The sequence below is a fragment of the Algibacter sp. R77976 genome, assembly GCF_044594645.1.
GTDB lineage: Bacteria > Bacteroidota > Bacteroidia > Flavobacteriales > Flavobacteriaceae > Algibacter_B.
The window spans coordinates 411855-427436 of sequence record NZ_CP138989.1 but is presented as its reverse complement, the minus strand read 5'-3'; the positions used below and the strand labels follow the sequence as shown (position 1 = coordinate 427436).

Annotated in this window: 13 protein-coding genes and 1 riboswitch; of the genes, 9 read left to right on the top strand and 4 right to left on the bottom strand. The window is 33.7% G+C overall.

Annotated elements, in window-relative coordinates; translation table 11 throughout:
• Positions 1-14: 14 nt before the first annotated feature.
• A complete protein-coding gene (locus SJY43_RS01955; RefSeq protein WP_396602170.1) occupies positions 15-479 on the top strand; it encodes a hypothetical protein in 465 nt (154 codons plus the stop codon).
• Between the two features lie 114 nt (positions 480-593).
• Here SJY43_RS01955 and SJY43_RS01950 read toward each other — a convergent pair whose 3' ends face one another.
• The 4 genes from SJY43_RS01950 to SJY43_RS01935 all read right to left on the bottom strand — a co-directional run bounded on the left by SJY43_RS01950 (position 594) and on the right by SJY43_RS01935 (position 4379).
• On the bottom strand, positions 594-977 hold the full coding sequence (locus SJY43_RS01950) for a transposase (protein WP_396603379.1): 384 nt from the start codon (positions 975-977) through the stop codon (positions 594-596).
• A 30-nt stretch (positions 978-1007) separates the two neighbouring features.
• Positions 1008-1601, bottom strand: a complete 594-nt coding sequence (locus SJY43_RS01945) for a transposase (RefSeq protein WP_396602169.1) — start codon at positions 1599-1601, stop codon at positions 1008-1010.
• A gap of 399 nt (positions 1602-2000) precedes the next feature.
• Complete coding sequence (gene leuB, locus SJY43_RS01940; protein WP_396602168.1) at positions 2001-3119, bottom strand: 3-isopropylmalate dehydrogenase; 1119 nt, start codon at positions 3117-3119, stop codon at positions 2001-2003.
• An 81-nt stretch (positions 3120-3200) separates the two neighbouring features.
• A complete protein-coding gene (locus SJY43_RS01935; protein WP_396602167.1) occupies positions 3201-4379 on the bottom strand; it encodes a 2-isopropylmalate synthase in 1179 nt (392 codons plus the stop codon).
• 148 nt (positions 4380-4527) lie between these two features.
• Between SJY43_RS01935 and SJY43_RS01930 the strand changes: the two genes are divergently transcribed.
• From SJY43_RS01930 to SJY43_RS01895, 8 genes are all read left to right on the top strand, one after another.
• Positions 4528-6072: a hypothetical protein gene (locus tag SJY43_RS01930; RefSeq protein ID WP_396602166.1), complete on the top strand. Its 1545-nt coding sequence runs from the start codon at positions 4528-4530 to the stop codon at positions 6070-6072.
• Between the two features lie 301 nt (positions 6073-6373).
• Positions 6374-6498: riboswitch (SAM riboswitch) on the top strand.
• A 185-nt stretch (positions 6499-6683) separates the two neighbouring features.
• Positions 6684-7958, top strand: coding sequence for an O-acetylhomoserine aminocarboxypropyltransferase/cysteine synthase family protein (locus tag SJY43_RS01925; protein ID WP_396602165.1), 1275 nt, complete (start codon positions 6684-6686; stop codon positions 7956-7958).
• Positions 7959-11357 (top strand): bifunctional aspartate kinase/homoserine dehydrogenase I, encoded by a 3399-nt coding sequence (gene thrA, locus SJY43_RS01920; RefSeq protein WP_396602164.1) that lies wholly within the window; start codon positions 7959-7961, stop codon positions 11355-11357.
• A 154-nt stretch (positions 11358-11511) separates the two neighbouring features.
• Positions 11512-12684, top strand: a complete 1173-nt coding sequence (locus tag SJY43_RS01915) for a trans-sulfuration enzyme family protein (protein WP_396602163.1) — start codon at positions 11512-11514, stop codon at positions 12682-12684.
• A 176-nt stretch (positions 12685-12860) separates the two neighbouring features.
• Positions 12861-14066, top strand: coding sequence for a polysaccharide lyase family 7 protein (locus SJY43_RS01910; RefSeq protein ID WP_396602162.1), 1206 nt, complete (start codon positions 12861-12863; stop codon positions 14064-14066).
• A gap of 32 nt (positions 14067-14098) precedes the next feature.
• A complete protein-coding gene (locus SJY43_RS01905; protein WP_396602161.1) occupies positions 14099-14515 on the top strand; it encodes an RrF2 family transcriptional regulator in 417 nt (138 codons plus the stop codon).
• Between the two features lie 168 nt (positions 14516-14683).
• Complete coding sequence (locus SJY43_RS01900; protein ID WP_396602160.1) at positions 14684-14941, top strand: DUF2061 domain-containing protein; 258 nt, start codon at positions 14684-14686, stop codon at positions 14939-14941.
• A 12-nt stretch (positions 14942-14953) separates the two neighbouring features.
• A complete protein-coding gene (locus tag SJY43_RS01895) occupies positions 14954-15574 on the top strand; it encodes a phosphoadenosine phosphosulfate reductase family protein (RefSeq protein ID WP_396602159.1) in 621 nt (206 codons plus the stop codon).
• Positions 15575-15582: the final 8 nt, after the last annotated feature.

The window sequence follows — 15582 nt, the reverse complement described above, 5'->3', positions numbered from 1 at the left end:
AAAAAAAGTATAAAATGAAAAACTTAATTATTTTTATTAGTATTTCATTATTAGTTCTAGGATGTACTGCTTTGACAGGAGAAGAAGTTGGAAGACTTAAGATTAATGCGTTAAGTCCAGAAAAAGAAAGCAATTTAGTTGTAAAAGAGGCAACTTTAGAACTTAAAAAGGGAGATGAAATTGGTATTTGGTCTGATATAGATGTTGAATATGAAGATGATGTAATTTTAAGATTTAGGATTGCGATAGAAAGAAATGGAGAAAAATATGGAGGACTTGAAATAGATCCAATGGATAAAAGTATAACAATTGGTGAAGTAAAAACTTCTGTTTTTGGGAAAACTAATTGGAGCTTTGTGGGAAAAAATTCAAAAATTAAAATTGAAGAAGATGGGAAATACACCTTTAAAGGGCTTTTAGTTTCTTCAGAAAATCGAAGCTTAAATATAATTAAGGCTGAAATCATACTAAAAAAGTAAATCTATTTATCCTACTTTAATTTAACCTTGGATGAACATTAAGAAATCTATTGCCTAAACTAATTATAAACTCCGCGTATTCTATGATAGAAAACAAATAGTTTTCGTTAAAAATCATGCGACAAATTTATAAGTGTCTACAAAAGGAGAATCTCTATTAATTACAGCAAAAATTCGACCTATAATTTTACATCTCACATTATTTAGAACCAACATTTTATTTTTCCCCTCATCTTGTTTTCTTAAGTAATAAGCTTTTAATTGTGCATCATGCTTTACGGCTGATAAGGCGCACATTTGAAGTAAAGACTTCATTGTTTTGTCTGCCATATGATTAACTTTAGTACCTCCTCTAATACTTGAGTCTGAGCTGTACTCAAAAGGTGCAACTCCTGCATAACAGGCTAGTTTTCTAGCCGAGTCAAAGACCTTAAACCCTTTAGTTGCTATTATAAAATAAATAGCCGTTTTCTCGCCAACACCTTTAATACTTTTTATAAGCTCAAATTGACGTTTTAATTTAGGCTCTTACTTTACAAGTTCACGCATCTTAGCATCTATAACTTTTAAGCTGGCTTTAAGAAATTTAATTGTTTTCTTGTTCTGAATCTCTACTGTTTTATAAACATCTAACGGTATATATCCTTTATTTTCTCTAGTTGAACCAAATAGTAAAAGGGATTTCTTGATTTTCTCGCGCTCAGTAAAAAGTAGTTTTAACTGCTGGATTGATTTCTCTGGTACACTTGATAGTTGTAGCTTGTCTATATTGCGAATGCTATAAAAAGCGATGTCCTTAGCGTCAGACTTATCACTCTTACCTCTTGATATGCCTTTAGATCGCTTAATTTCTACTGCTGGAACAATCCAATAATCAAACTCATTTTCAAAACAAAAACAGCTTAAAGGAAATGTGTAAACACCTGTGTTTTCAAAACAGAACAAGGTACTTTCTAAATCTATTTTTCTTTTTTTTAAAACTGTAAGCATTCGCTTTAAACCTTTGGTGTTGTTCGTAACAACGAAATGTTCCAATGACATGGGATTTGTTTTATCTACTATAACCACATCTAATTTTAATTTTGAGATGTCAATGCCAACATGAAATGAATAATTTTTCATAATTTTATATTAAGTTTTTAAAAAATGTTGAATCGCTTTATAACCTTTATTAGACCTCTGACGTCTACTATTCTATTTGAAGCTTTTCAACTTAAATTCTAAGGAGAAAACAGAGGACTAATACGCAGCATAAGACTAACTTAGTTAGGGATGTAGTTCACCTCTGTTTTCCTTTGAATAAATTTAGTGTATTATTCTTTATGCAAACTAAAGGTTAGGGATAGTAGTGAAAAGCCCACAGCCCGACTTTGGAGGTGCGAGGACTTGTAACGGAAAGCCCGACCCTTTATGGGTAACGCCCAAATTACAGTATTAAAAAAGCGCATGAGTTAAATGCGCTTTTAAGGACTTTCCGGTAAAATGTTTAGTTTAATATGGTTTGGTGACTAACTCAAATAATTAAATAATTGTGGATTGTCCTAAATGTATATTTGTAAAGTTTAGATTGGTTTCGTCTGGATTTTGAATAAAATCTTCTATAAAATCGCCCACTTTTGTTGTGGTTATATTATCGTATTTGTTGTTTAAATCTGGTGTGGTAATATGCAGTTTTAGAGACTTATCTACCCCTTCTCTTACTAGTGCAGCCTCTTCGTAAAGTCCAAAATGATCCAGTAACATGGCTGCCGATAAAATTGAGGCTATTGGGTTTGCTATACCTTTGTTTGCTGCTTTGGTGTAAGCACCGTGAATAGGCTCGAACATGGCGTGCTTGTCGCCAATAGAAGCCGATGCTAATAAGCCAATAGACCCAACAATAACGCTGGCTTCTTCTGATAGGATATCGCCAAACATGTTTTCGGTTAAAATAACATCAAACTGTCTTGGTTTAATAATAAGTTCCATAGCAGCATTGTCAATATACATGTAGTTAACTTTTACATTTGGATATTGTGGTGCTATTTCTTTAACTATACGACGCCAAAGTCTAGAGGTTTCTAATACATTTGATTTATCGACTAAAGTTAATTTGTTTTTTCTGGATTGCGCTGCTTTAAAAGCTAGATGTGTTACGCGTTCAATTTCGAAACGTTCATACTTGCAAACATCTGAAGCTGTATTGCCATCGTCGCTTAAATAGCGATCTCCAAAATAAATACCGCCAGTTAATTCGCGATAAATTAGAATATTGGTGTCTTTTATTTGCTTTACTTTTAATGACGATTTGCTTAGTAAATCTTCGTAAGCAATTACAGGTCTTATGTTAGTGTATAAACCGAGTTCTTTTCGAATACCTAAAAGCCCTTGTTCTGGACGAATTTTTGCATCGGGATCCTCATCGTACTTTGTGTTTCCAATAGATCCAAATAAAACAGCATCTGCTTTTTTGCAAATGCTTATGGTGTCTTCTGGTAACGGGTTTCCAGTTTTGTCTATGGCAATTGCTCCAACTAGTGCGTTTTGAAATGTAAATACGTGGTTAAATTCCATAGCAATAGCTTTCAAAACCTTGACGGCTTGCGCTATAACTTCTGGTCCTATACCATCGCCAGGTAATACGGCAATATTTAATTTCATGTTTTATAAACTTTAGATTGCTTAGTTGAAAGATAATAATTTTATCGGAAACTTTGAGCCGAGTCCCAATGATTTCTTTTTTTATTCAGCAGAAGTAATTTCGTTATATACTTTGCTGTTTTCTATGATTTTATGGATATCGTTATCATCAACTTCTTTTTTCTGATCGGCAAAATCTAAGAAATTTGTATAGATTTCATCCAATTGAAGTTTTGTTAATTCGTATCCAATATTTTTCGCTCTATAGGCTAATGCTGCTCTTCCACTTCTTGCTGTTAATACAATAGCAGATTCGGTTACACCAACATCTTTTGGATCTATAATTTCGTAAGTTTCACGATTTTTAATCACACCATCTTGATGAATACCAGAGCTGTGCGCAAAGGCGTTGGCACCAACAATAGCTTTGTTAGGTTGCGTGTAAATACCCATACTATCAGATACTAATTGGCTAATACCATAAAGCATTTCTGTTTGTATTCCTGTATCAAGATTTAGATATGGGTGTTGCTTTAAGATCATAACAACTTCTTCTAAAGCGGTGTTTCCTGCGCGTTCTCCAATACCATTTATAGTACACTCAATTTGGCGTGCACCATTAATAACACCTTCAATAGAATTTGCAGTAGCTAAACCTAAATCGTTATGGCAATGGCAAGATAAAATAGCTTTATCAATACCCTTTACGTTTTCTTTTAAGTATTTAATTTTTGCACCATACTCATGCGGTAAACAATAACCTGTAGTATCTGGAATATTTAAAACAGTTGCTCCAGCTTTAATTACCGCTTCGCAAACGCGAGCTAGATATTCGTTGTCTGTTCTACCAGCATCTTCGGCATAAAACTCAACATCTTCAACAAAACTTTTAGCATATTTCACCGCATTTACAGCGCGTTCGATAATAGCATCTGGATTTGAATTAAATTTAAATTTTATATGAGATTCTGAAGTTCCAATACCCGTATGGATTCTTGGTTTTACAGCATATTTTAATGCTTCTCCAGCTACTTTTATATCATTCTCTACAGATCGGGTTAAACCACAAACTGTTGCTTTTTTTACTAACTTAGAAATGGCTTCAACCGATTTGAAATCTCCAGGACTAGACACCGGAAAACCAGCTTCAATAATGTCTACACCTAATAAATCAAGCTGTTCGGCAATGATTAGTTTTTGTTCAGTATTCAATTTACAGCCAGGGACTTGCTCGCCGTCTCTTAGCGTTGTATCAAAAATTTGGACTTTATTATCAGACATTTATTAAAATATATTTTCGTATTGTTACACGAATTTATATTTTGATTTTCTAAATTTATAACTTCATATATAATTATTACGATGTTTAACTCTGTTTTAGTTAGCGTAATTGATTATAAATCAGTTTAATAGTACTGTTTTTATGACTATGACAAAAGAGCAAAAAGATAATTTATTTATATTAATAAAATCGTTGTCTAAATCAGAAAAAAGACAATTCAAGCTTTATGTGGGCCGATTAGGTGTAAATGAAGATTCTAAATTCTTAATGCTGTTTAATATTCTTGATAAACTTGCTGTTTATGATGAAGCTATAATTCTTAAAAAAGGTATTGTTAAAAAGCAGCAACTTTCTAATTTAAAAGCACATTTATATAAACAGATTTTAATTAGTTTACGATTAAATCCGTCTCATCAAGATATTCGAATTCAAATTCGCGAACAGTTAGACTTCGCAACTATTTTATATCACAAAGGGCTGTATAAACAAAGTTTAAAAATTTTAGATAAAGCCAAAAACTTAGCTATTTCTCATGAAGAAAAAAATGTAGCCTCAGAGATTGTAGATTTAGAAAAGGTTATCGAATCTCAATATATTACAAGAAGTATTAGTAGCCGTGCAGATGAGCTAACTATACAGGCTAAAGAGTTGAGTTTGCAAAATGTATTAGCGAGTAAGCTTTCTAATTTGTCGCTTCAATTATATGGTTTGTTTTTAAAAACCGGTTATGTAAAAAACGATGAAGAGTTTCAAATTATTGATAAGTATTATCATGATAGGCTTCCTAAATACGATATAAATAAACTTGGTTTTCGAGAAAAACTCTGGCTTTATAAAGCAAAATTATGGTATAGTTTTTTAACTGTAGATTTTTTATCCTGTTACAAATTTGCCTCAAAATGGGTAGATTTATTTTATGATAATAAAGATATGATTGCTCTAAATCCGGTTTTTTTCCTAAAAGGGAATCACTATTTATTAGAGTCTTTGTTTTATCTAAGAAAGCACAAAAAATTTAAATCCGCTTTATCAAAACTAGAAGCGCTAACTAAAGAGAAATGGTTTCCCAAAGATGATAATATTGATGGTTTAGCCTTCCTGTATATTTATAATAACAAGTTTAACCTACACTTTATAGAAGGTAGTTTTGAAGAAGGGTTACCGTTAATAGATGAGGTTTTACAACGATTAGAGGATTATCGAAACCGTGTAGACGAGCATCATGTCATGGTCTTCTATTATAAAATAGCGAGTATGTATTTTGGCGCTGGCGATAATAAAAAATGCATCTACTATCTAGAAAAAATAATAAGTAATAAATCGTTGCAAATGCGTGAAGATTTGTTGTGTTTTTCTAGAATATTAAACCTTGTAGCTCATTACGAAGCAGGTCTAGATTATAACCTAGATGTGTTGATTAAAAGCACCTATAAATTCTTAATTAAAATGGAGGATTTATATGAAGTACAGAAAGAATTTATCAAGTTTTTACGCGGTTTAGGCGATATTTATCCTCACGAGGTAAAAGGAGAATTTATCAAGCTACATAAAAAATTAAAAACCTACGAAAACGATCCATACCAAAGCCGTTCCTTTTTATATCTAGACATTATTTCTTGGTTAGAATCTAAAATTGAAAGCCGCCCAATAGGCGAAATTATTCGCGATAAGTTTAAAAACACAAGTGTCTAGTTTTTACGGCGCCTGCCTGCCGGCAGGCAGGTAACCCACAAGGGGTCGGGCTTTACGTTGCAAGTCTTCGCACCTCCTTCGTCAGGCTGCGGGCTTTCCTCTGCAATCCCTTACGCGGGTGTATTTGCTCAAGCAAGTAAATATTCGGTTTGTATAATTTAGTCAACTCTATTGTTGATTGCACACACCCCTAAAGACTTCTATTAATTCGCCACTTAAAAAAAATATCTGCTAAAACATTTGGATATTAACGTTTCAGATTCAATCTTTGCACTCACAAAAGTTCAACACACGTATTGAAATGTTATCAAGAAAGGCGGAGGGATAGACCCGTTGAAGCCTTAGCAACCCTTTAAACTTATTAAAGAAGGTGCTAAATTCTACTTAAACTACCAATTCATTTATTGGTGTTTGGATAGATAACCACAAAAAAATTACTTCACGTAATTTAAAAAACTCTTATAACATTTTTCTATTAAGTCCGCTTTTAAACAGCGTATTTGACTTTTGGTTTAATTCGAAAAAGAACGCTGAGATGTTTTACATCTTAGTAACTTTTAAAATTTGTCATTCTCGCTAATGCGGGAATCTAACTAAAAAAAACTAGAAAAATGAGCGATCAAAAATTAGCTACAAACGCATTACACGCAGGGCACGACGTTAAAGCAAATGCAGGTACAAGAGCCGTACCAATTTATCAAACATCGTCGTATGTTTTTAACGATTCAGACCATGCTGCAAACCTATTTTCTTTAAAAGAATTAGGGTTTATTTACACACGTTTAAACAATCCAACAAACCAAATTCTACAAGATCGTTTGGCGGCTGTAGAAGGTGGAATTGGAGCAGTAGTATTTGCATCTGGAACAGCAGCTATTGCAACAGGATTACTAACCTTATTAAAAGCTGGCGACCACATTGTGGCGTCAAGTAGTTTGTATGGTGGGACGTATAACTTATTAAGCGTTACACTGCCTAGATTTGGAATTACAACAACATTTGTTGATGCGTCAAATCCAGATAATTTTGAAGCAGCAGTACAAGATAATACCAGAGCATTTTTTGTTGAATCTTTAGGAAATCCTAAACTAGACGTTTTAGATTTAGAAGCTATTGCGGCACATTCACAAAAAGCAGAAGTACCATTTATAGTAGATAATACGGTGGCAACACCAGCATTATTAAATCCGATTAAACACGGTGCAAATATTGTAATTCACTCGTTAACAAAATACATTGGCGGACAAGGAACATCATTAGGTGGAGCCATTATCGATGCCGGAACATTCAACTGGGCAAATGGTAAATTCCCTGAGTTTACAGAGCCATCTGCAGGATATCATGGTTTAGTGTATCATGAAGCTTTAGGAGCGGCATCATACACATTCAAATTAATTCTTGAAGGATTAAGAGATTTTGGAGGTGCTATGAGTCCAACAAATGCTTTCAATATTATTCAAGGTTTAGAAACATTACCAGTTAGAATAAAACAACATAGTGCAAATGCTTTAGAGCTTGCAAAATGGTTAGAGGCTCAAGAAGAAATTGCTTGGGTAAACTATCCTGGTTTAGAAAGTAGTAAATACAAAAAGTTAGCAAATAAATATTTGCCAAAAGGTCAAAGCGGTATTGTAACATTTGGTCATAAAGGTGGTTTTGAAGCAGCTAAAAAAATAGCAGATAACACCAAATTGTTTTCATTATTAGCTAATATTGGAGATACAAAATCATTGATAATCCATCCAGCAAGTACAACGCATCAACAGTTAGATGAAGCCGAACAAGCATCTGCTGGTGTTGGGGCAGACTTAATTCGTTTGTCAGTTGGAATTGAAGATATCGACGATTTAAAAGCAGATTTAACAGAAGCATTTAAAACTATATAATTGAAACATCCATTACAACATATCACCATAAAAAACTACACTACCGAAAGTGGTGTGCTTAATCCTGAAATAAAATTAAGCTACCAGGTTTTTGGTAAGCCGTTAGGAAGCGCGCCCATAGTTTTGGTAAACCATGCGCTAACAGGAAATAGTGATGTAGCTGGCGATAATGGTTGGTGGAAAGATTTAGTAGGCTTAGATAAAGTTATTGACACGAAACTTTACACGGTTTTAGCGTTTAATATCCCTGGTAATAGTTTTGATGGGTTTGTTATAGATAACTATAAGGATTTTGTTGCTAGAGATGTTGCAAACCTGTTTTTAACAGGATTAAAAGAATTAAAAACAGGTAAATTATTTGCTACTATCGGCGGGTCTTTAGGTGGTGGGATTGCATGGGAAATGGCAGTTTTACAACCAGATTTCACAGAAAATTTAGTTGTTGTAGCAACCGATTGGAAATCGACAGATTGGTTAATTGCCAACTGTCAAATTCAAGAGCAATTTCTTTTGAATTCAAAACATCCTGTGCACGATGCAAGAATGCACGCTATGTTGTGTTACCGCACCCCAGAATCTTTTAAAGAACGTTTTCAACGTTCTAAAAATGATGATTTAGAGATTTTTAATGTAGAGAGTTGGCTATTGCATCATGGCAAAAAGTTGCAAGAACGTTTTCAGCTTTCGGCTTATAAATTAATGAATCAATTATTAAAGTCTATCGATGTTACAAAAGGCAGATCGAGCAACTTTAATGTGCTTGAAAATATTGAGGCTAAAATTCATATTGTTGGTGTAGATTCTGATTTGTTTTTTACAGCAGAAGAAAACCGCGAAACGCACAAACAACTTGCATTAACGCATCCTAATGTAACCTATAACGAAATACATTCTGTGCATGGTCACGATGCGTTTTTAATGGAATATGAGCAATTAGAAAAAATTATAGAAGGCATTTTTGTGCCACATTCTAAAAGAAAACCTATGAAAATATTAAAATTTGGAGGTAAATCTTTAGCCAATGGAAAAGGTTTAGAGACTGTGCTTTCAATTATTAAAAATAAAGTTGAAGCTGGCGAGCGTATTGGTATTGTGGTTTCGGCTAGAGGTACTGCTACTGATGAATTAGAAGCTATTTTGAATAAAGCTTTAAAAGGAGAGCCTTTTAAAGAAGATTTAGAAGCGTTTAAAAATTATCAAAAACAGCCTTTAAAAAGTATAGATTTTTCTGAAGAATTTTCGGTGCTTCATAAATTGTTTGAAGGGGTTAGTTTATTGCGTGATTATAGCAAAAAGACTAAAGATAATATTCTTGCTCAAGGCGAATTATTATCTGTAAAGTTAATTGCAAGTTTATTAAATGAACATGGTATAAAAGCGAAAGCTACCGATTCTAGAGAGCTAATAAAAACCGATGAAACTTTTGGTAATGCACAGCCTTTATCGAAAATTTCAAAAGAAAATACGCAAAGTTATTTTAGTAAAAATAAAGATGTGGTGAATGTAGTTACTGGTTTTATAGCGTCTAATTTAAAGAATGAAACAACTACTTTAGGGCGTAACGGAAGTAATTATACAGCGGCGCTTTTGGCTAATTTTTTAGATGCTGAAGAGTTACAAAACTATACACATGTTAGCGGAATTTATACCGCAGATCCTGGTTTAGTGCCAGATGCAAAACAAATTAGGGAACTGTCTTTTAGTGAAGCAAATGAGTTGGCAAACTTCGGGACTTCGGTATTGCATGCAAAAACCATTATTCCTTTAGTTGAGAAAAATATTAACCTTCGTATTTTAAATACGTTTAACGCTGATGATGAAGGCACACTAATTACTGCAAGACCAAGTACAAAAGAAGTAACATCGTTATCCATTTTAGATAATGTAGCCTTACTAAATTTTGAAGGTCGTGGTTTACTTGGTAAAATTGGTGTTGATGCTAGAATATTTGGAGCTTTAAGCAAATACGGAATTAGTGTGAGTATTGTATCTCAAGGGTCTTCAGAACGTGGTATTGGGCTAATTATAGATGCAGATCAAGCTACTCAGGCAGTTATAGCTTTAGAGCGCGAGTTTGAAAGTGATTTCTATTCGCAAGACGTTAATAAAATTGATGTAGTTGATGATGTTGCTGTAATTTCTATTGTTGGAATCGAGTTGAGTTCTTTCCATAAACCATTTAACGCGTTAATAAAAAATCAGATTACACCATTACTTTTCAATAATACCGTTACTGGTAAAAATGTGAGTTTGGTAGTTAAAAAATCGCAACTTCACAAGGCTGTTAATGTGATTCATGGCGAAGTTTTCGGGATTTCAAAAAAGATAAACATTGCCATTTTTGGTCACGGAGGTGTTGGAGGAGCGTTAATTAATCAGATTTTAAAATCGAAAAAAGATATTGAAAAACGTAAAGGCATTAACTTAAATGTATTTGCAATTGCGAATTCTAAAAAACTGATTTTAAATAAAAATGGAGCCGAGAGCAATTGGGAAGATGCTATAAAATATAGTACTTACGAAAGCTCAATAGATGATATTATTACCTATGCAAAAAATCATCATTTAGAGAATTTAATTGCCGTAGATAATACAGCGAGTTCAGAATTTTACGAGAATTATATTCCGTTGGTTGAAGCTGGGTTCGATTTAGTGTCGTCCAATAAAATTGCAAATACCATTTCTCATGATTTTTATAAAGAATTACGAGTTGAACTTGCGAAGAATAACAAAGAGTATTTGTATGAAACCACAGTTGGGGCAGGTTTACCATTGATTGATACCATTAAATTATTGCATGAATCTGGAGAGAATATAACGAGAATTCGTGGTGTGTTTTCTGGAACGTTGAGTTATTTATTCAATAATTTTTCGGTTAAAGACAAGCCTTTTAGTGAAATAATTCAAGAAACGGTTGATAAAGGTTATACCGAACCAGATCCGCGTGAAGATTTTTCAGGAAATGATGTGGCTAGAAAGCTATTAATTCTTGCGAGAGAGTTAGATTTGCAAAACGAATTTGAAGATGTTGAAGTATTGAATTTAATACCTGAAGCCTATAGAGATATTTCGGTTGACGAATTTTTATCGCAATTACATGTTTTAGATGAGCAATATAAGAAGATTAAAGACGACCAAAAAGAAGGTCATGTTTTAAGGTATGTTGGCGATTTGTCAGGGGATTTATCTCAAGATAAAGGAAATTTAGAAGTAAAATTAGTGTCTATTCCAGAAGATAGTACCTTAGGACATGTAAAAGGAAGTGACGCTATTTTTGAAATATTTACAGAGAGTTATGGTGAGCAACCTATTGTAATTCAGGGTGCAGGTGCAGGTGCGGAAGTTACGGCTCGTGGTGTTTTTGGAGATATTTTGAGATTGAGTAAGCATATAAATTAACCAAGATTTTGGTTAAGAATGGACTTTGGCGGATAGGTGCATTAGGGATTGCAGAGGAAAGCCCACAGCCCGATGAAGGAGGTGCGAGGACTTGTAACGGAAAGCCCGACCCGATAGGGAAATGCCCAAATAAAAATGATTAAAAACAGTAAAAGTGAGCAAGAATAAAATACATTTCGAAACAGAAGCCATAAGAACCCAATCTGAAACAACTCAGTTTTCGGAGCATTCTGTACCGTTGTATTTAACTTCGGGGTTTGTGTTTGATGATGCGGAAGAGATGAGAGCATCGTTTGCTGAAGAAAAGCAACGCGATTTATATAGCCGTTATAGCAACCCGAACGTTAATGAGTTTGTAGATAAAGTTTGTAAAATGGAAGGCGCAGAAAGCGGATTTGCATTTGCAAGTGGCATGGCTGCTGTGTTTTCAACGTTTGCAACGTTATTGGATGCTGGCGACCATGTGGTGTCGTGTAGTTCTGTTTTTGGTGCTACGCATGGTTTGTTTACCAAATACTTACCAAAATGGAATATTGAGTGTTCTTATTTTAATATTAATGAAGTTGAAACGATAGAGCGTTTAATTAAGCCAAATACCAAGTTTATTTATGCTGAAACACCAACTAATCCGGGTGTTGATGTTCTTGATTTAGAGTTTTTAAGTGCTATTTGTAAAAAGCATAATGTGTTACTGGTTATAGATAACTGTTTCGCTACGCCTTATTTGCAAAACCCTATAAAATTTGGTGCAGATTTAGTGATTCATTCGGCTACAAAACTTATGGATGGACAAGGTCGAGTGCTTGGTGGTGTTACCGTGGGTAAAAAGGAATTGATTCGAGAGATTTATTTATTCTCTAGATTAACAGGGCCTTCTATGAGTCCGTTTAATGCTTGGGTATTATCAAAATCTCTAGAGACCTTAGCTGTTAGAGTCGATAAACATTGCGAAAATGCATTGAAATTGGCGACTTACTTAGAAGCGCATCCTAAAGTAACATGGGTGAAATATCCATTTTTAAAGTCGCATCCCAAGTATGATATCGCTAAAAAGCAAATGCTTTTGGGTGGAAATATTATTGCTTTTGAAGTAGAAGGTGGTTTAGTAGGAGGAAGATCTTTTCTTGATGCTATTAAAATGTGTTCGTTATCTGCTAATCTTGGAGATACCAGAACTATTGTTACGCATCCTGCAAGTACAACACATGCTAAAGTTGAACCTGAAGTAAAAGCTGCCGCTGGTATTACCGATGGTATGGTAAGAGTTTCGGTTGGTTTAGAGCATGTGGATGATGTGATTGTGGATTTGGAACAGGCTTTAAGTTAAGCCTTATTATTTCATTTAAATTAGTGTGAGATTTTAGTCTATTAACTAACTTTTGAGATTAAAAAGGTGTTTGTACTAAATGGTTGAAATGCATGTTTTCAATGTTTTATAAGGATTTTTTAAAATTGGTTAACCAGTTTTGGGATTAAGTTCCTATTTTTGTAAAAAAACATGTTATGAATCTATTAAAAACTATTTTTGTACTTCTAATTTTTACATCAATAATTAGTTGCAGTTCGGAAGATTCGAATGAAGACCAGAAGGCTGTTGAATTAAGTATATCTTCGGTTTCTGAATTTTCTGCAAATCAAGAAACAAAACCGCTTACAGTAACAGCTAATTTATATTGGTATACTAAGAATAACAATGACTGGATTACCCTTACACCCACAAACGGAACCAATAATGGAACTATAAATATTACGGTTTCGGCTAACTTAACGGAAGTTAAACGTACTGGCATAATTAGTGTTATAGGTGATGATATATCAAGAGATTTAACCATTACCCAGGCGGGAAAAGAACCAAGTTCAGGAGATTTAGATGCAAATAAGGCACCTTCAGAAAACTTTGATTTGTCTACATGGAATTTAAGTATCCCAGATAATGAAGGTGATGGTACAGCAACAGATATTTCAGTTTCTCAACTAAACTCCAACTATCAAAACAGTACATATTTTTATACTGCCGATGATGGTGGGATGGTTTTTAAATGTCCAGTTGAAGGCTTTAAAACCTCTTTAAATACAAGTTATACGAGGGTTGAGCTTCGCGAAATGTTAAGAGGTACAAATACAAGTATTAGTACACAAGGTGTTAATAAAAACAATTGGGTTTTTGGTACAGCACCAACTGCTGATATCAATGCTGCTGCTGGTTATGATGGGGAAATGACGGCAACTCTTGCGGTAAATCATGTTACTACTACGGGTAGTGATAGCCATATAGGACGCTTAGTAATTGGACAAATACATGCTAATAACGATGAGCCTATTCGTGTCTATTATAGAAAATTAAAAGATAACGCACTAGGGTCTATTTATTTTGCCCACGAGCCTACCGATGGTAACGGTGATGAGCAATGGTACGATATGATTGGTTCTAGAAGTAATAGTGCTTCTAATCCTGCCGATGGTATCGCACTTAACGAAAAATTCAGTTATACTATTAAAGCTGTTGGTGATAGTTTAACACTTACCATCTCAAGAGAAGGAAAAGATGATGTTGTTAAAACTATAAGTATGGCGAGTAGCGGATTTAACGTTGGTGGTCAATATATGTATTTTAAAGCGGGTGTATATCATTTGAATAACTCTGGGGATGCTGATGATTATGCTCAGGCAACTTTTTATGCTTTAGAAAAATCGCATACAACAAATTAATATTAGGTTCTTAAAATACTTATATTAGCGTCATGCTATCTAAAAAAACAAAATACGGGTTAAAAGCGCTTACTTATATTGCAAGAAGTGAGAGTGATTTACCCGTTAGAGTTAGTGAAATTGCAGAAAGCGAACAAATACCTCCGAAATTTCTAGAAGGTATTCTTTTAACGTTAAGAAAGTCTGGAATTTTAGGTTCAAAAAAAGGAAAACATGGTGGTTATTACTTAAGAAATAAGCCTTCTGAAATAAAAATGACTGATGTGATGCGAGTTTTAGAAGGACCCATAGCTATGGTACCTTGTGTTAGTCTTAATTATTATGAAAAGTGTGACGATTGCCCAGATGAAAACCTTTGTAGCGTTCATAAACTGATGATTCAAGTGCGAGATAATACACTTGAAGTATTTAGAAATACGACTTTAGCAGATTTGTCCAACACTAATTAACGGATAAAGATTTCTTAATATAATTCTGTATTTAAGAGGATTATCTTCGATTTATCTTAAAAATATTCAATTATTCTAAAAAGTTGTTAAATCCCTTTTTTGTTTGGTAAAATGTTTTACATTTGTATTCCCTACTAAATTGATAGGATTAATATAAAACAACAACAAATGATAGCGCAAATGTTATTAAAAGGTAAAGAAAAGTCGACTTATAAAGAGGATGCTGTTGGTGAGAAACCAATTAGAAGTGTTGCAAAAGCATTAAGCTGGAGAGTAATAGGGACTTTAGATACTTTAATTGTTTCATATATTTTAACTGGAGAAATGTCTGTAGCAGCTTCTATCGCTTCTGTAGATTTTTTAACTAAAATGGTATTATACTTTTTCCATGAGCGTATTTGGAACGCTGTTAAATGGGGAAAATAAATTAAAGAGATTATGTTTACAGAAATTCAAATAGAAGAATTAAATAAAAGCTTTGAAAAAGCAACGCCTACTGAAATAATTCAGAAGGCATTCGAGCTTAATAATAAAGCTGTAGTTACAACAAACTTTAGGCCATACGAAGCCGCTATTTTACATGCAGTTAGTAGTGTGGAATCTAGTATTCCTGTGGTTTGGTGCGATACCGGTTATAATACACCACAAACTTATAAGCATGCAGAACAGGTTATAAAAGATTTAAACTTAAATGTGTCTTTGTATGTACCAAAACAAACATCGTCTCATAGAGATGTAGTTATGGGAATTCCAAGTGTAGATGCTCCAGAGCATGCATTATTCACAGAGCAAGTAAAACTTGAACCTTTTAAAAGAGCTATGGATGAGCATAAGCCAAACGTTTGGTTTACAAACTTACGTCAAGGGCAAACGGCATTTAGAAATAGCATTGGTATTTTTAGTTTAAGTAAAGATGGCGTTTTAAAGGTAAGTCCATTTTATTTTTGGTCTGATGAAAAATTAGACGCTTATTTAGAAGAAAACAAATTACCAAACGAGTTTAAATATTTCGATCCAACAAAAGCATTAGAAAATAGAGAGTGTGGTTTACACGCCTAATTAAGTTG